The following is a 15,868-nucleotide window of genomic DNA, read 5'->3' as shown; positions in this document are numbered from 1 at the left end:
AAATCAGATGGAGTTTTCTTGCCGAAAAGGATAAATATAAAAATGCGGTTCTCCTTTCTAGAGAAACCGCACCCTATCAAAAATTCTTATTAAATTTTAAACTGACTCGTATACAGATCAAAGTAAAATCCTCTATCTTCCATGAGAGATTCATGGTTCCCTTTTTCCAAAATACTTCCATCTTTTATAACAAGGATTTGATCTGCTTTTTCAATCGTTTTCAGTCGATGAGCGATTACGAAACTTGTTCGACCTCTCATTAAATTGTTTAGTCCTTCTTGTATTTGTAATTCTGTTCTCGTATCAATATTAGATGTTGCTTCGTCGAGAATTAATATATCTGCATCTGCTAAAATTGCCCGTGCAATCGCAAGAAGTTGTTTTTGTCCTTGACTTAAATTCGATCCTTCTGAAGCAATTTTCGTTTCATATTGATTCGGTAAATGTTTTATAAAAGAATGTGCAGATGCTGCCTTAGCTGCATTGATTACCTCTTCATCACTAGCATCTAATCGACCATAACGTATATTATCCATAATCGTCCCAGCAAATAAATACGTATCTTGTAAAACTACTCCTATTTTACTTCGCAACGAATTCATATCATATTCTTTTATGTTTTTTCCATCAATATGAATTTGCCCTTGCTGTATATCGTAAAAGCGCGTTAGCAAATTAATGATTGTTGTTTTGCCCGATCCAGTTGGACCTACTAAAGCAATTGTCTCCCCTGGCCGCGCTTTAAAACTCACTTCTTTTAAAATCGTTTTATTTTCCTCATACCCAAATGAAACATTCTCGAGTGCAACATGTCCTTGTAAATTTTGTACAACGAATGCATCTTTTTTATTTTTGATTTCCGGTACTTCATCCATAATTTCAAAGACACGTTCCCCACCAGCCACTGCCGCTTGAATCGTATTCATTAAAGTTGCGAATTGACTGAGTGGTCTTGAGAATTGACGAGAATAATTAATAAATGCTGCAATGACACCTACTGTTGTCATTCCATTTAAAACCATTACTGACCCAGTCCCAATTACAAGTCCCATACCTAAGTTGTTAATAAAGTTCATACTCGGAAAAATAAAAGCTGAAAATGTATCCGCCTTCGTTGCAGAAACTCTTAGCTGTTCATTAATTTTATTGAAATTTTGTACGGTTTCTTTTTCTTTCCCATATAACGTTGTAACATCCGCACCTGTTATAGCTTCCTCAATAAATCCATTTAACTCTCCTAAATCTTTTTGACGCTTTGCAAAGTTTTTACCACTATAAGCAACTAGTTTTTTTGTAACGAAAAACATAATAGGTACTGTAATTAAAGTAACAATCGCTAAAATCCAATCTAATGCGAACATCGCAATCGTCACACCTATAAAAGTTAGCGCTGATGAAATAATTTGTACAACACTTTGTGTCAACGCTTGATTCAAATTATCTATATCATTTGTTACACGACTCATTAAATCCCCTTGAGAACGTACATCAAAGAACCGTAAAGAAAGCGTTTGGATTTTCTCAAAAATATCTTGTCGTATTTTTTGTATCGTTTTTAATGCAACATTAACCATTACAAATGTTTGTAACCAAGTTAATAATACTGTTACACCATAAATCGCGATAAGTACCAAACACATTCTCGCCGTACCGCTTAAATCTTTCGGTACAATATATTGATCGATAATTACTCCCATTAAATACGGACCTAATAACCCAAGTAACGTCGTAACAAACACTAAGAATATAACGAACGTAAGGGCAGCCTTTTGGTAGCCCATATAGTTCCATACTCTCATCACAGTTCCTTTCGTATTTTTAGCCTTCCCCATCTTTGATGCGTTACGCCCACCTTTATTAGCAAATTGTCCTTGAAAATTACGCATGTTCTTTCCCACCTTTTTTATATAAATTACCACCTTGGGAAAGATAGATTTCTTTATATACCTCACATTGTTCTAACAGTTCTTCATGTGTACCATCACCAACTAATTCACCGTTATCTAAAACGAGAATTTTATCAGCATCTATTATAGATGAGATTTTAGAAGCGATTAATAAGGTTGTTGTTCCTTTATATTGTGTTCTTAATGCCGATTGAATGTTAGATTCTGATTTTGCATCCACTGCTGATGTAGAATCATCTAATATAAGAATAGATGGCTTTCTCACAAGCGCCCTTGCAATTGATACACGTTGTTTTTGGCCACCTGACAAATTCGTCGCACCTTGTGTTAAATGATATTGATATGAATCTTCCAGCTTGTTAATAAACTCAGTCGCACAAGCTGATGAAGCTGCTACTTCTAATTCGTCATTTGATGCATCTTCTTTACCGTAACGTAAGTTCTCTTCTATGCTACCAGAAAACAACAATGCCTTTTGAGGTACAAAACCGATTGACGCACGAAGTTTTTGTAAATCATACGCCTTAACATTTATTCCATCAATGCATATTTCCCCTTGATCAACATCATATAAGCGTGGTAATAATTTTGCTAAAGTAGATTTACCACTCCCTGTAGAACCAATAATCCCGATTTTTTCACCTTTACTTATGCGAAATGAAATATCTTTTAAAACATATTCATTATTTTTCGTGTAACTATAACTAACATTTTTAAATTCAATTTGTCCCTCAATTTGCTTAGGTGCAAGCGCATTTTTTGGGGTCATAATATCAACGTCAGTATTTAAAACTTGCTGTACACGATCCGCTGACGGAAATGCTCGCGCGATTTGCATAAATACCATACTTATAGACATAAGTGACATTAAAATAATATTCAAATAGTTTATAAACGCTAATATAGCCCCTACTTGAAGGGTTCCATTAAATACTTTCTCTCCACCAACCCATAATGTTGCGACAATTCCGCCACTTACAACTAACATAATGATTGGCATCATTAAGGAAATAAGCTGCACCGCTCGAATATTTATCTTCGTTAAATTTGTATTAACATTTCCAAACTGATTAATTTCATATTTTTGTCTTACATACGCTTTAATCACACGTACTCCAGATAAATTTTCTTGTAACTTTGTATTCACTTTATCTAATGCTTCTTGCACTTTTCTGAACGTCCCGCTTGCTTTACTCGCAATGAATATAATTGCAAGTAATAAAATTGGAACGACTACGAGTAATATAGGAAATAACTCACGCGCTGTCATAAAAACAATGATTATACTTCCGATAAATAACAAAGGTCCACGAACAAGAACACGTAATGTCATCGTCATCGCCGATTGAATAGAAGTAATATCATTTGTAACAATTGTTAATAACTTTCCCGTTCCAAACGAATCACGATTTTCACTAGAAAATGTTTCTATTTTCGCAAACACATCTTTTCGTATGTCAGTAGCGAAATTAACAGCTGCTTTTGTAGAATACATCATACACCCAAGTCCTCCAACTAAACCGAGTGCTGCAGCTCCTATCATAAGAAGTCCCATTTTTATTACATAATTCATATCCCGATTTGCTATCCCAACATCAATAATATGTTGCATAATAGTCGGTTGAATTAAGTCCATCGCAACCTCAAGTACCATAAATAGTGGTCCAATAATAGCGAAGAACATGTATGGTTTTAAATACTGTAATAATTTGCGAAATGATTTCATACATAATCTCCTTTTTCTATGAAATTACCAATGAATAATTCATATCCCCCCTTATTTAAGTGATATAGTTTGTAATTTCTTTCTTACTTTTATTATATTATGTAAATTAATATTTAACATTATTAAATGATAAGCATGAATGACTTTTCGGTCAATAAATGTGCTTTGTATTATATAAAAATAAAAACCGCATTCTCAATGAAAAGAATACGGTTTTTCATCTATATTTTTTCAGTTGTGAAATCTAAAAACTCAGTCTCAAATCCATTATTTTTAGAAGGACTACACGTGTAAAAACCTATTTTAATAGGCTTATCCCCTATATCTTCCATCAAATGAGCGATTCTGATTTGTTCCCATTGGTGGATTTTCTTTACATATATTGTATAATCACCACGTTTACGAACAATTCGAAAACGAAGTTGCTCGTTAGCTAATTCTGTCGGAAAGTCTTGCGTGGACCAATCGGAATATCCATTATTCGTTACGACAGCTCCTAAATGAGATGGACCATCTGGAATATATTCTAATGAAGTTTTCAGCCAACACTTTTCCGAAACCATAACAAAAAGACCAGCTTGATCGAATTTTGAATTTGGATTCATACGCAATTGAACTTCAGCTTGAAAATCTGTCATCGTCTCTGTATAAAATACATGACCATTCATTACTTCGAATCCATAATGTGTTTTAAGCCAAAAATCTGTTTCGGCTTTCGAGCGGACAATAAGCGCATGATTGTTATTAAGCTTATAATACTCAGGTACATTCATTATAGTAAGTTGCTCAATATGTTCTGGTATATGTGATATTTTCATAGTTCCTCCATAATAAAGCATCTATATGCACATTTAAAATTCTACTAATACTGGGAATTTATAACCTTTCAAATCCAACTCTCTATTACTTCGAACCATTAAATACTTACTTGATTGTAATTCTGTAAACTGTACATCCTCAACCCCTAATTGATCTGGAGAGAAGTAAAATTTGATTTCTGTAAATCTTTCAGCGATCTCCCCACATATTTCATCTAAAACTGGAATTACTGGTGCAAACACTCCATATAATTTCAACTTTTCATTATCTACTTCATACACAATTAGAGCATCTAGCTTCTCTGAATAATACAATTTTCCACTCCATTCCGAATCATACATATTCAAATAAAACGAAGGGCGGAAGTTTAATGTTGAAAAATTATTTGAAAGTCTTTGGCTACTATCTATAGTCTCATGTATTAGCTTTCTATCCTCTTCCATATAATAATCTAGCTCTCTAAGTGAGAAATCATTATTATTCTTTTTATCATATGGAATAGTCATCAAATATTCCTGCACAACTTTAAAACCAAATGATGCATATAGTTCAGGTTTTTCCGTAAACAATAATGTACATTCACATGTTTTATCGATTTCTTCTATCATTTTACTCATTAATTGCGTCATGAGTCCTTGTCCACGAAAATTAGGGTGTGTCATTACCGATTGAATGCCCGCTGCATTTATTCTTTCACCATTTACTAGCAATGGTAGCGAGAATGCCGCAACATTTGCAACCGCTTTATCGTCATGTAAAAAGGATAAAGCTTTGTATGTATCATCCCAATAACCTCTCTCTGAGAAATCATTCAATGTTTGAATTGTAATTCCAAACACTTCTTCAAATAAAGGAAATAACTGCTCTCTTTTCGGTTCTTCTAAAAGAAGTTTTTCAAAAATTTCAACATTCCCCATGTTGTCCCTCCATACGTTAATTCCGTCCAATTAGATATAGTTGTAGGACCTGTCCTTAAAGTAATAGGTCTTACCAATCAATATACTATCATAAAATATAAAAAAAGAGTCTAATTAATTTTATGTTTTGACTATTCGAAAATAAGTCGAATAAAACAATATTAGGATTTTTGAATATTAATGAGTTTATTATAGAAAAATAGTGCTTTCTACTTCGTTTTTACTCATAGAAATACACCATTTATAAAAAAATATTTTTTATTATTTTTTCCCTTCAAGTCTTTCCTTCGTATTAATTTCTTCTCCACTTATACGCTTTTCAAAAGACTTTCTCCAACAACAGTCGAATTACTGCAAAACATTGTAAACCACTTACTACTGGCTTTCAAATCAAATGCGATTGGAATAAAGCGAACAGTTATAAAATAAAAACTAGGAAACTGTAACCTTTAACAGTTCCCTAGTTTTTTAATACTAAATGATTCCCTCTTCCACCATCGTTTCTGCAATTTGAACCGAGTTCCACGCCGCACCTTTTAATAAATTATCGGAGACAATCCAAAGATGGAATCCGTTTGGCATATCAGGATCTTTTCTAATTCTTCCGACAAATGTATCTATTTTCCCTTCTGCATATAATGGCATTGGATACAGCTGTTCACTAGGGTTATCTTGCAAAATAACACCTGGTGCATCAAGCAGTACTTCTTTAATTTCTGCAACAGTTACTTCTTTTTCAAGTTCTATATAAACCGCTTCTGAATGACCTGATACAACCGGAACGCGCACACAAGTAGCTGCCATTTTCAAGTTGGGGTCTTCTAAAATCTTCTTTGTTTCTTGAATCATCTTTACTTCTTCAAAGGTGAAATCATTATCCGTAAATATATCTACTTGAGGAAGTACATTAAATGCAATTGGATAATGTTTTTTATCTTTTTTCGCTGGTAATAAGGTACTCTCCACTTCTTCACCTGCAAGTATTGACCTAGCCTGTTCTTTTAATTCTTGAATCGCATGAATACCAGAACCCGATACAGCTTGATAAGTTGAAACGATAATTCGTTCTAATCCGAATACTTTTCGTATTGGCTGAAGAGCTGTTACCATCTGTAATGCTGAACAATTCAGAACTGCTATTATACCTTTATGTTCCTTTAAAGTGTGCGCATTTACTTCCGGAACAACAAGCGGTACATCAGGTGCCATTCGGTATTCACTAGTGTTGTCAATTACGATTGCACCGCTAGAGACAGCTTGATTTACAAATTGTCTAGAAACTTCTCCTCCAGCGCTAAAAAAGGCAATATCTACCCCTTCAAAGCTATTTATTTTTGCTTCTTGTATAATGATCTCTCGCCCTTTAAATTGTACTGTCTTACCAGCCGATCTTTTTGACGAAAGTAACGTAACTTCAGCTATATTAAACTTTGTTTCTTTTTCTAACAGTTCAATAATTTTCTGACCTACTGCACCCGTAGCCCCAACAACAGCTACATGATAGCCCTTTTCACTCATCTTTTCTCCTCCAATGTTAAATGAATAAATATTTCTACAATTTCATTTTATAAGGAATTTAATCATTTGGAAAATTGAAATACGTGATATAATCATTCACAAATCATGATAATAAAAGAGGGATTTTTTATGGAAATGAGACATGTTAAAACTTTTTGTGCCATCGTTAAGTATGGTAGCTTTTCTAAAGCTGCTCACGCGTTAGGTTATGCGCAATCTACTGTAACAGCGCATATGAAAGCATTAGAAAACGATTTACACCTCCCTCTTTTTGATCGATTAGGGAAAAAAATACTTCTTACAAAAGCAGGTCATCAATTTCATCCTTATGCTTTAGAATTACTTGCAATTTATGAAAAAGCGCAAGAAATCCCTCAAAATACCGATCAATTAGAAGGTACATTAAGTATTACATCAAACGAATCATTAGCAGTGTACCGTTTACCACAATTATTACGTACTTACAAACAGAAAAATCCGAAAGTAAATATCGTACTTGAAACAAATACAAATGAACAAGCATTACAAAAATTACGTGAAGGAGAAACAGACATTGTCTTCATAATTGGAGAATGTATAGAACATAATGATTTTATTACGCGTACATTTAGTAATGAAACATTTGGATGGATTTTACCACCTCATTATTCTACACAATCTAATCCGTTTTGTTTATTAAAGGATACTCAGTTTATTTTTACTGAACAAAGCTGCGGTTATAGACCAATGGTAGATCGTTTTTTACGTCAAAGCGGGAATATTCCAGCTAAAACATTTGAAACTTCCAACGTTGAAGTTATTAAACAATCCGTTATGTGTGAGTTAGGAATTTCAATTCTTCCTTACATCGTTGTACAAGAAAGTTGTCAAAAAGAGCAACTCTGTTTTCAGCCTATCGAAACGTCAACTGTTATTCAAAGTCATATAATCTATCATAAATCTAGATGGATTTCCCCTGTAGTACAGTCGTTTCTTTCACTCTTAAAAGTGATGAAAGTATAAAAAGAATATGAAAGAAAACATGAATTGAAATCCTTTGAAAAATATCAATCCACGTTTTCTTTCATACTACTTATATAGTCACCTTCTTTTTATTAGATAATGCTTTTCCTTTAACTAGAACAAATATAATTGGAAGGACGAGTAAACTAGCAATTGCACACATTATTCCTAAAGAAGAAAACGGAAAGCCATTTATTTCTTGTGTCAACAAAAACACCTTTGTATGTATAACAACAAAGGTGTTTCAAAATCAACATACTTCTTATTTATTAGTCTGTTCTCCACCTGCAATTAATTTACTACCTGAATATGTACCTTTTTGCATAAACACTTGATTAATTAACTCTTTTTGTTCCGCTTCTGACATTACTCCTTTTCCTTCTCCTAAATTCCCGCTTTGTAATTTCCAAATCTTATTATGATCCTCATCCATCTTTTCATATTTTCCTTGTTTCCATCTCTCTAAAATGTCTGCATATGTAGTTCCTTGTACTAGATCATTACTTTTTACAATATCAAGCAAACTTTCAATTCGTTCTTGTGTAATAAAAATATAACCCCATTTTTGATCAGCCTTCGTTTTTTGATGTGCCATTTCATGTAACGCTGTCTGTATGTTCTCATCTGTCCATTTAAAATTTTTATTAAAACCGCTATTCGGTAATGAATGATTGCCATTTTCTAAAAGCTTTGCATCTTCAGCTTTTACATTACTATCAGCCAGCACTTCTGCTGCTGGAGCAGCTGGTGATGCCTTTTTCGCAGCTGGTTTACTATTATTCAAATAATACAGCATACCATATGTTAAACCTACTCCGATTACCGCCATGCCAGCTATAATTCCAATTATTTTAAAGAATGTTTTCATCTTGCTTGTTTCCTCCCGCATATCTCATTTCATATTTTCTATTCCCTAAACCACATATGTATTTCCTTATATTATATTTCTTTCTTTTACAAATTGAAAGATTATTCTGTCAAAAAAAACCATCTTTTTCAAATGCAACTTCACCTCTAAGCATTTCATTTTAATTTTATAAAAATATGTGCTAGCCTACCTATAAAGGAGATGAATAAATATGAGTTTATTGCATAACGGTTTAACTTTTTTAAACTTTGATGATACGTATTTATTACAAAATAAACTACATTCTTATTCACATGAAGATATTGATTTTACTCATTTAACACACACAAATCTATATTGCGAAAACACTTCTTTAATGCAAATAAAAAGAGCATTAAATCGTAGAAAAAATAAGGGGATTACTTTTATAGGTTCTGGGAATTATCATTATGTATCTTATTTACTATTAGAAGAAATGGACAAGCCTTTTACCCTTATACTATTTGATCATCATACTGATATGAACTTACAGGGAGCGAATGAACAGACTCTTATTTCCTGTGGATCTTGGGTATCATTTTCTCTTCGAAATAATGATAATTTAAAGAAGGTAATCATTATTGGGCCTTCTTCTCTTACAATTCATTCTAATGATTGTCCATACGTAGAAATTTTTCCAATTGATATATCACATGAAGTATCCATACATACAATACTTTCACATATTCATACAGAAACAATATATGTAAGCATTGATAAAGATGTGTTAGATCCAAAAGTTACTATTACCAATTGGGATCAAGGGCACATGAAATTATCTAGACTTTTACAATTTATTCATTCTCTAATTATGAATAAATCTATCTATGGTATTGATATTTGCGGTGAACTCCCAGTTTATCCTTCTCAACTTTTCTTACCTAAATATAAAAATGCTATCCATAAAAATGAACAAGCAAACTTACAAATTTTAAAAACAATTTATGAAACGAACTTACATATTCAATATGCATAAAAAGAACGAGTACCTTATAAGGTACTCGTTCTTTTTATGCGCGATTTTCTTTTAACCACTTCGTAATCGCATCTAATCTCGAAACATCAAAACGACTCTCTTCACACACATGTAAACTGTTTAAGTTATTTACAATTTCTAGTTCATTCGTTTTCACACTTTTCGCTTCAATTATTTTACAATACCCGTCTGTAACGTTATTTAAATTTTCATAATAACGTTGAAACGATTTTGATATATATAAATGTTTTTCAAAATTTCTTCTTCTTTTAGTCTCGTCAGATTCTTTCCGTTTTCTAAGTTCTTCATCATTTGTATATAAATAAAAATATTGATCTGGAAAACCAATTTCCCTATTAACCAGCTTATCTTTATAAAAGTTTTCTATTAAAGATAATGGCTGATCAAATATTTCAAAATGGAAACACCAATTATAGCTAAGTGGCTGATAAATGTCTCCATCAAGTATTATTAATTTATATTGCTCTGACTTCTGCACTGCTATTTTCCAGCGCTCTACTTGCTTTTCAAAATACCATGTTCTATGTTCATTTTTTGGTCTTTCAAATAATAAATTCACTTCAGGTATAATATAAGCACCATAATTCTTTTCTAACTCACGACACGTTGTGCTCTTACCAACCGCACTCGCTCCCTCAAACGCTATAATCCCCATAGTTTCTCCCTCTTTCATTAACTAAAATCTCTTTGTTTCGTTTTTCTCCCCCATAACTGTTTCCATAAAACAATTGAAGCGATGGAGAGCATTATAGTTGTAATGATACTCCCTTCAATTCCGAACGAGCCTCCATGAAGGAATTCCGATCCACTTGTTACAGGTTTAAAAAGTGGTGTAGAATACATTGTCATTCCACTAACCGCAAAACCAAATACGTTATATTGTGCCCAATTCCAAATGGAATGCCATGCGCATATCCCCCAAAGACTACTGTCTTTCAAAACGTAAAAAGCTGCAAACACACCAACTAATATTATATTCGATATTGAAAGAATTGTAATACCTGGATTTAGTAAATGAAGAAAACCAAATAAAAATGAAGTTACAACAATACCGATCCATATACGGCTTCTAACAGAAAGAACTGGAAATAACCAACCCCGAACAACAATTTCTTCTGTTGCACCTTGTACCAAAAAAGCAACTAAAGATCCCAAAATTCCAAGTATAGCGGTTGGTGTAATGTGTTGCATTTGTAGTTGTACATTTCCATTTAATAAAAGTAGCATGACTGGTATTGAAATAAAAACAAAACCTATTAATGCACCTCTTAAATATTTTCTTATCCACTGATTTCTCCAAAACCCAATGGATGAAATTGATCTTTTCTCTACAAATCTAATCCATAAAAAAACAAAAAATATAGCTCCGCCAAACGTCAATATCATTTCAATATCACTATAAATTGCTTTCATTAAAAGCGTTTCTGCTTTCGGTAAAAACAACATAAATAACATGAACAATTCACCTAAAGTTAAAAATACAATTGCAAGTATAACAGCGAATACTGGATGAACTTTTCTTCTTCCTTCTTTGGCTGCTTCAATTATTTTAAATTGATTAGACTGCAATATTCTCGCCTCCTTAACAAATACATCAACACTATTCTTATACTATATATCGATTTACTAATACAAATTCCTAATAAAAATGTTCTTAGTTTAGCATAAACCAAAATTAGGAATAATATATAAATAAAAGAGATGTTTTTGTGTCTTTTACCATCCTATTTCACACTGGTATTACCAGCACTTGCTATTTCCCACCATTTGTTGTAAGATAGTAATTAAGGTCAATTTAACAGTATATTTTCTTTGCATATTATCAAGTATCAATGAGGAACATTTTATATTCCTTATGGGTTTTTGATAATATGTGAAATTTTATTTTTCATTCAAATAAGGCCGAACATATTGTAATCTTTTTAATTTTTAGGAGGCATTACCATGACATTAACAGGTAAAGTAAAATGGTTTAACAGCGAAAAAGGTTTCGGTTTCATCGAAGTTGAAGGTGGCAACGACGTATTCGTTCACTTCTCAGCTATCACTGGCGACGGCTTCAAATCTCTTGACGAAGGTCAAGAAGTTAGCTTCGAAGTTGAAGACGGTAACCGTGGACCTCAAGCTAAAAACGTTGTAAAGCTATAATTCAAACAATAAAAAGGTTGTTACCAGCACGGTTAACAACCTTTTTAATATATAACTAAAATTTTTTACATAAAAGGAGTGGTTACATGTATCGCAATCGAAAGAACGATGTAGCAGAAGTACCACCAGAACAAACCCCTGTCTGGGAATGTGAAGCAGAGGATTGTTTAGGATGGATGAGAAAGAACTTTTCATTTGAAGAAGAGCCTAAATGCCCTTTATGTAAAAGTAGCATGAAAAGCGGAGAACGTTTATTACCTAAGTTAGGTTAATTTTTAGCTTAACCCCTCTTATTTAAGAGGGGTTTTTTATTATAAATTTATATGTTCAACATCCGTTCGAACTATAGAATACAATAATGCATCATGTTGCTTATTTCCTTGATGAATATATCCACGTAATAATCCTTCTTTATGAAAGCCTATTTTAGATAACATTTTACAAGAAGTAACATTTTCAGGGTATGTAATAGCACCAATTCTAAATAAACCTAAATCTTGAAATCCATAATGAATAATTTCCCTAGCCGCTTCTGACGCATAACCATTCCCCCAATAACGAGGATGTAAGTCATATCCAATTTCAGATCGTTTACTCCATAATTGTAAATTATTTAATCCAATTGTACCTATTAAAGTATTCGTTTCTTTTAATACAATCCCCCATCGTATTGCCTTTTTCTCAAAGTAATTTTTTGAAAAAGATTCAATCATACGTGAAGCTTGTCCAAACTCCGTAAAAGAATTCATACCGTAATAACATGTTACCTCATCCAATGAAAAGATTTCATATATTTTTTGACAATAAGATTGTTCTATTTCAACTAAACGCAAACGTTCTGTTTCTAATATAGGAAATGCCATAGGATCACTCCTTTCTTTCTACATATTCATTATAGCAGAAAAAATATTTATAATTAGGAAAGTCCTCAATGTCCCATTAATCAAATATTTCAAGAGTAGCCTACCCTCTTAATTCAATACGAACTAAGAGTAACCCTTCTTGCATTTACATGATGCGAAAAATAAAGAGATGATCATAGTACACTGATCATCTCTTTATTCCCTATTTATTTGCAACTAATGCCCAATGACATGGAGCTGTTTGTCTCCAATTTATACTTGAAAAACCAGTTTCTCTAAGAAGTGTATCTAACTCATTCACAAATGGATATACTTCTGTACTATCCCACTTCCTCCCAATTCGTTCTCGCGCTTCATTTAATGCAAAATCAGATATGAACATAATATCTAAAAGAAGAAATTTCCCTTCTTTCTTCACTATTCTATAAACCTCTTCACAAGCTTTTTTCCTCTCTGAAGGTAACACCTCATGAAAACAAAAACTGGAAATAACTATATCAAAAGCTTCATCTGCTTGATTCGTATTTGTAAATGATCCTACCTCTAAATGATACATTGGATATTTCTCTTTACATGTTTCTAACATCTTTTCTGATACATCCACCCCTACTACACTCTCATTATTTTCACTCACTAATGAAGCGAATGCACCTGTTCCAATTCCAATATCAATAATTTTTTCTTTCTTATATAGTTGAATCATTTCTTCCGCTTCAATCAAACTATTGTTATATCCATATAATGGACCTGTTGCTTCTTGTAAATTTTCATCGTAAGTTTTTGCCCATTCGTCAAATAATTTTTGCGTTGCTTCAACAGTACGTAACAATCACATTCCCTCCTATTATCCTGTTCTTATCTTCATTTTTAAAAAGTAATTGTATTATTCTCATTGCCATCACTCCGTTCGAATTGATATACCTTACCATTTCGATTCCATACTCACTTTTCCCTTCTAAAACAACACCCTACCCCATACATTTATGGTAAAATATAGTCAATACATTATTTTATTGTGGAGGTGTAAATTTCCTTTGTATATATTCATCAGCTTATCCCTCTTACTCATATTACTCATATTTTTATTTGCAAAAAAGTTCGCCCCAAACTCATTCATGATCACTAGTTTTAAAGGTAATAGCTTTAAGACATTTTCAATCAGCATTTTAATCGCCGCTACTCTTTCTCTTTCATATGGAATCTATCACGCAGCAACATATCAACCTAAACATTTAGACATCACATTACAAAATCAAAACTTTACGGTTTTCGGTAACATTGGAGAGCTTGGATATTTCTCAGAAGAATTACTAAAAAAAGATACAGAAGTTAAGCTACATTTTGCCTCTTGGAAACCAATGCAATTAAATAATCCAGAAATAATAGTAAGCTATCCTTCCGGTAAACAGGAAACATGGAAACCGAACATAACATTACTTCCTGTCAATAAATTAAAAGAGAAACATGGTATAAAAGAGCTTTATCAACTCTCATCATATTCATTTAAAGAATCCGGTAACATAACATTAACGATTACTGAAAATCATACAACGAATAAAAAGATCTCAATTCAAGTAAAATAAATAAAATGTCCCTCCAATATAACGGAGGGACATTTTATTTATATATGCTATATTAATTTGCCGGTTCATTTAATGTTGCAATGATTTCATCCGCAGTGTTCTTTCCATTTCCAATACACGCACCAATTCCGACACCGTAATATGAGGCACCCGCTAAGTATACATTAGGATATAGATCCGTCATTTTTTCTTGTAATGTTTGAACTGCTTGATTATGTTCTAAATGATATTTCGGCATTAAATCTTTCCAATTTGTCACTTCAACTACTTCTGGTTCACCTTTAATTCTGAGACTCTTTTCAATATCATATAAAGCGACTCGTACTAATTCTTCTTCATTATAATTTTTAATCGTTTCATATACCGGATTCGTACTCTTATAAAACATTCTCACTAATAGCTTTTGGTTTCCAGATGTATGTTTCCACTTCCGGCTTGTCCATGTACAAGCATCACAATGTAAATCACTGTTTTCTGTTACGATAAATCCTGTGCCGTCCGCTGGTAATTGTTCATCTAGTATGTCAAATCCTAAGTAAATACTTATAAGTGATGAATTTTTAAATGTATGAAACTGCTCGTTTAACTCATTAGACTGTAATAAACTTTCTGCGATATCATGCGGAGTTGCTAAAACAACATAATCAGCTTGGATTGATTCGTGATTTGCAAAGGAGACTTCATAGCGATTACCTTGTTTGCTTACAGCGGTCGTTACAGCCCCCTTCTTAATAACAGTCTCAGTCAGCACTTTTTCTAAACGATCAATAATCGTAGATAATCCACCTTTAAATGATACGAACTTTTTATTTCCTGCTGATTGAAACTGTTTTTTATTCTCTTCAAAACCTTTAATAATACTTCCATATTTATTTTTATAATCCAATAAATACGGTAGTGTAGACGCCATAGTAAGCTCATTCAATTTACCAGAATATACACCTGAAAGCACCGGAGCAATTTGTCTTTCTACTAACTCTTTCCCTAAAAAGCTTTCTAAAAATACAGCAAGAGAAGTATCTTTTGTAAACTCTTTATTTTTCGTTATGAAATCTTTTAAAGCAACAATTTTCCCTTTCGTTGATACTAGCGTACTGCTAAACAACGACTGGACACTCATCGGTATCCCAAATATAGTATCAGAAGGAATTGGATGTAAAGTATTATCAGAATATATGTAAGAAATACCCGTTTCGTTATACACCATTTCTTCTTCTAAATTTAAATCCTTTATAAGCGGCATGACATGTTCATTACGAGCAACGATAGAATCTGCTCCGGATTCCATAATAAAATCCTTTTCTTCTATACTATGGATTTTCCCACCTAAGTACTCTTCTTTTTCTACAAGGATTAAATTTAAATCTATATTATAATCCTTTTTTAATTTTTCTAAATAAAACATAGTAGAAAGTCCCGTTATACCTCCACCGATGACAACAACTGTTTTCATATGTATTGCGCTCCTAACCGATACAATTAATAATTCCTTTATTATTATA

General features: G+C 32.6%; 16 protein-coding genes and 2 pseudogenes. 5 read left to right on the top strand and 13 right to left on the bottom strand.

What is annotated here, in order from left to right; all coding sequences use genetic code 11:
* Window positions 1–89 precede the first annotated feature (89 nt).
* From PDQ68_RS02295 to PDQ68_RS02270, 6 genes and pseudogenes are all read right to left on the bottom strand, one after another.
* Entirely contained in the window at window positions 90–1,886 is a 1,797-nt protein-coding gene (locus PDQ68_RS02295) for an ABC transporter ATP-binding protein (protein ID WP_016717487.1), read from the bottom strand.
* On the bottom strand, window positions 1,879–3,633 hold the full coding sequence (locus PDQ68_RS02290; protein ID WP_016717486.1) for an ABC transporter ATP-binding protein: 1,755 nt from the start codon (window positions 3,631–3,633) through the stop codon (window positions 1,879–1,881). The genes PDQ68_RS02295 and PDQ68_RS02290 overlap by 8 nt, the downstream gene beginning before the upstream one ends.
* 221 nt (window positions 3,634–3,854) lie before the next feature.
* On the bottom strand, window positions 3,855–4,451 hold the full coding sequence (locus tag PDQ68_RS02285) for a DUF1349 domain-containing protein (protein ID WP_000703152.1): 597 nt from the start codon (window positions 4,449–4,451) through the stop codon (window positions 3,855–3,857).
* A gap of 33 nt (window positions 4,452–4,484) precedes the next feature.
* A complete protein-coding gene (locus tag PDQ68_RS02280) occupies window positions 4,485–5,369 on the bottom strand; it encodes a GNAT family N-acetyltransferase (protein ID WP_061182557.1) in 885 nt (294 codons plus the stop codon).
* A 261-nt stretch (window positions 5,370–5,630) separates the two neighbouring features.
* Window positions 5,631–5,705 (bottom strand): annotated as a pseudogene (locus PDQ68_RS02275) (MOSC domain-containing protein); the annotation flags it as partial.
* A 138-nt stretch (window positions 5,706–5,843) separates the two neighbouring features.
* On the bottom strand, window positions 5,844–6,887 hold the full coding sequence (locus tag PDQ68_RS02270; RefSeq protein WP_061182556.1) for an aspartate-semialdehyde dehydrogenase: 1,044 nt from the start codon (window positions 6,885–6,887) through the stop codon (window positions 5,844–5,846).
* A 129-nt stretch (window positions 6,888–7,016) separates the two neighbouring features.
* Here PDQ68_RS02270 and PDQ68_RS02265 point away from each other — a divergent pair, with 129 nt between their 5' ends.
* A complete protein-coding gene (locus PDQ68_RS02265; RefSeq protein WP_016717483.1) occupies window positions 7,017–7,889 on the top strand; it encodes a LysR family transcriptional regulator in 873 nt (290 codons plus the stop codon).
* A gap of 70 nt (window positions 7,890–7,959) precedes the next feature.
* On the opposite strand, the pseudogene PDQ68_RS28850 reads toward PDQ68_RS02265, so the two are convergent.
* Window positions 7,960–8,082: pseudogene (locus PDQ68_RS28850) on the bottom strand (MFS transporter); the annotation flags it as partial.
* Window positions 8,083–8,151: 69 nt separating this feature from the next.
* Window positions 8,152–8,757: a PRK06770 family protein gene (locus PDQ68_RS02260; protein WP_016717482.1), complete on the bottom strand. Its 606-nt coding sequence runs from the start codon at window positions 8,755–8,757 to the stop codon at window positions 8,152–8,154.
* A 211-nt stretch (window positions 8,758–8,968) separates the two neighbouring features.
* Between PDQ68_RS02260 and PDQ68_RS02255 the strand changes: the two genes are divergently transcribed.
* A complete protein-coding gene (locus PDQ68_RS02255) occupies window positions 8,969–9,751 on the top strand; it encodes an arginase family protein (protein WP_016717481.1) in 783 nt (260 codons plus the stop codon).
* Window positions 9,752–9,785: 34 nt separating this feature from the next.
* Here PDQ68_RS02255 and PDQ68_RS02250 read toward each other — a convergent pair whose 3' ends face one another.
* Both PDQ68_RS02250 and PDQ68_RS02245 read right to left on the bottom strand, forming a co-directional pair.
* Complete coding sequence (locus tag PDQ68_RS02250) at window positions 9,786–10,445, bottom strand: nucleoside/nucleotide kinase family protein (protein WP_141114919.1); 660 nt, start codon at window positions 10,443–10,445, stop codon at window positions 9,786–9,788.
* Window positions 10,445–11,341 carry a CPBP family intramembrane glutamic endopeptidase gene (locus tag PDQ68_RS02245; protein WP_061182555.1) on the bottom strand — a complete coding sequence of 299 codons (897 nt, stop codon included), beginning with the start codon at window positions 11,339–11,341 and terminating at the stop codon, window positions 10,445–10,447. The genes PDQ68_RS02250 and PDQ68_RS02245 overlap by 1 nt, the downstream gene beginning before the upstream one ends.
* 375 nt (window positions 11,342–11,716) lie before the next feature.
* On the opposite strand from PDQ68_RS02245, the gene cspD reads away from it, so the two are divergent.
* Together cspD and PDQ68_RS02235 are read left to right on the top strand one after the other, a co-directional pair.
* Window positions 11,717–11,920 carry a cold-shock protein CspD gene (gene cspD / locus PDQ68_RS02240; RefSeq protein WP_000176368.1) on the top strand — a complete coding sequence of 68 codons (204 nt, stop codon included), beginning with the start codon at window positions 11,717–11,719 and terminating at the stop codon, window positions 11,918–11,920.
* Between the two features lie 86 nt (window positions 11,921–12,006).
* Window positions 12,007–12,192 (top strand): cold-shock protein, encoded by a 186-nt coding sequence (locus PDQ68_RS02235; protein WP_000286198.1) that lies wholly within the window; start codon window positions 12,007–12,009, stop codon window positions 12,190–12,192.
* A gap of 39 nt (window positions 12,193–12,231) precedes the next feature.
* Here PDQ68_RS02235 and PDQ68_RS02230 read toward each other — a convergent pair whose 3' ends face one another.
* A complete protein-coding gene (locus PDQ68_RS02230; RefSeq protein ID WP_061182365.1) occupies window positions 12,232–12,783 on the bottom strand; it encodes a GNAT family N-acetyltransferase in 552 nt (183 codons plus the stop codon).
* Between the two features lie 202 nt (window positions 12,784–12,985).
* Window positions 12,986–13,612 carry a class I SAM-dependent methyltransferase gene (locus tag PDQ68_RS02225; RefSeq protein ID WP_000946614.1) on the bottom strand — a complete coding sequence of 209 codons (627 nt, stop codon included), beginning with the start codon at window positions 13,610–13,612 and terminating at the stop codon, window positions 12,986–12,988.
* A 205-nt stretch (window positions 13,613–13,817) separates the two neighbouring features.
* Between PDQ68_RS02225 and PDQ68_RS02220 the strand changes: the two genes are divergently transcribed.
* The gene (locus PDQ68_RS02220; RefSeq protein WP_061182366.1) at window positions 13,818–14,366 is read left to right on the top strand and encodes a hypothetical protein; all 549 of its coding nucleotides are present in this window, start codon (window positions 13,818–13,820) and stop codon (window positions 14,364–14,366) included.
* Between the two features lie 52 nt (window positions 14,367–14,418).
* Here PDQ68_RS02220 and PDQ68_RS02215 read toward each other — a convergent pair whose 3' ends face one another.
* The gene (locus PDQ68_RS02215; protein ID WP_061182367.1) at window positions 14,419–15,819 is read right to left on the bottom strand and encodes a protoporphyrinogen oxidase; all 1,401 of its coding nucleotides are present in this window, start codon (window positions 15,817–15,819) and stop codon (window positions 14,419–14,421) included.
* Between the last annotated feature and the right edge of the window lie 49 nt (window positions 15,820–15,868).

The organism is Bacillus cereus group sp. Bc010 (assembly GCF_027716745.1).
Lineage (GTDB): Bacteria > Bacillota > Bacilli > Bacillales > Bacillaceae_G > Bacillus_A > Bacillus_A pacificus.
Note: the sequence above shows the minus strand (reverse complement) of the source record. Positions and strands in the feature narration are given on the sequence as shown.

Bases quoted from the DNA above. Each gene is read 5' to 3' on its own strand.
- PDQ68_RS02295 (WP_016717487.1), bottom strand. From the start codon at position 1,886: ATGCGTAATTTTCAAGGACAATTTGCTAATAAAGGTGGGCGTAACGCA.
- PDQ68_RS02290 (WP_016717486.1), bottom strand. From the start codon at position 3,633: ATGAAATCATTTCGCAAATTATTACAGTATTTAAAACCATACATGTTC.
- PDQ68_RS02285 (WP_000703152.1), bottom strand. From the start codon at position 4,451: ATGAAAATATCACATATACCAGAACATATTGAGCAACTTACTATAATG.
- PDQ68_RS02280 (WP_061182557.1), bottom strand. From the start codon at position 5,369: ATGGGGAATGTTGAAATTTTTGAAAAACTTCTTTTAGAAGAACCGAAA.
- PDQ68_RS02270 (WP_061182556.1), bottom strand. From the start codon at position 6,887: ATGAGTGAAAAGGGCTATCATGTAGCTGTTGTTGGGGCTACGGGTGCA.
- PDQ68_RS02265 (WP_016717483.1), top strand. From the start codon at position 7,017: ATGGAAATGAGACATGTTAAAACTTTTTGTGCCATCGTTAAGTATGGT.
- PDQ68_RS02260 (WP_016717482.1), bottom strand. From the start codon at position 8,757: ATGAAAACATTCTTTAAAATAATTGGAATTATAGCTGGCATGGCGGTA.
- PDQ68_RS02255 (WP_016717481.1), top strand. From the start codon at position 8,969: ATGAGTTTATTGCATAACGGTTTAACTTTTTTAAACTTTGATGATACG.
- PDQ68_RS02250 (WP_141114919.1), bottom strand. From the start codon at position 10,445: ATGAAAGAGGGAGAAACTATGGGGATTATAGCGTTTGAGGGAGCGAGT.
- cspD (WP_000176368.1), top strand. From the start codon at position 11,717: ATGACATTAACAGGTAAAGTAAAATGGTTTAACAGCGAAAAAGGTTTC.
- PDQ68_RS02235 (WP_000286198.1), top strand. From the start codon at position 12,007: ATGTATCGCAATCGAAAGAACGATGTAGCAGAAGTACCACCAGAACAA.
- PDQ68_RS02230 (WP_061182365.1), bottom strand. From the start codon at position 12,783: ATGGCATTTCCTATATTAGAAACAGAACGTTTGCGTTTAGTTGAAATA.
- PDQ68_RS02215 (WP_061182367.1), bottom strand. From the start codon at position 15,819: ATGAAAACAGTTGTTGTCATCGGTGGAGGTATAACGGGACTTTCTACT.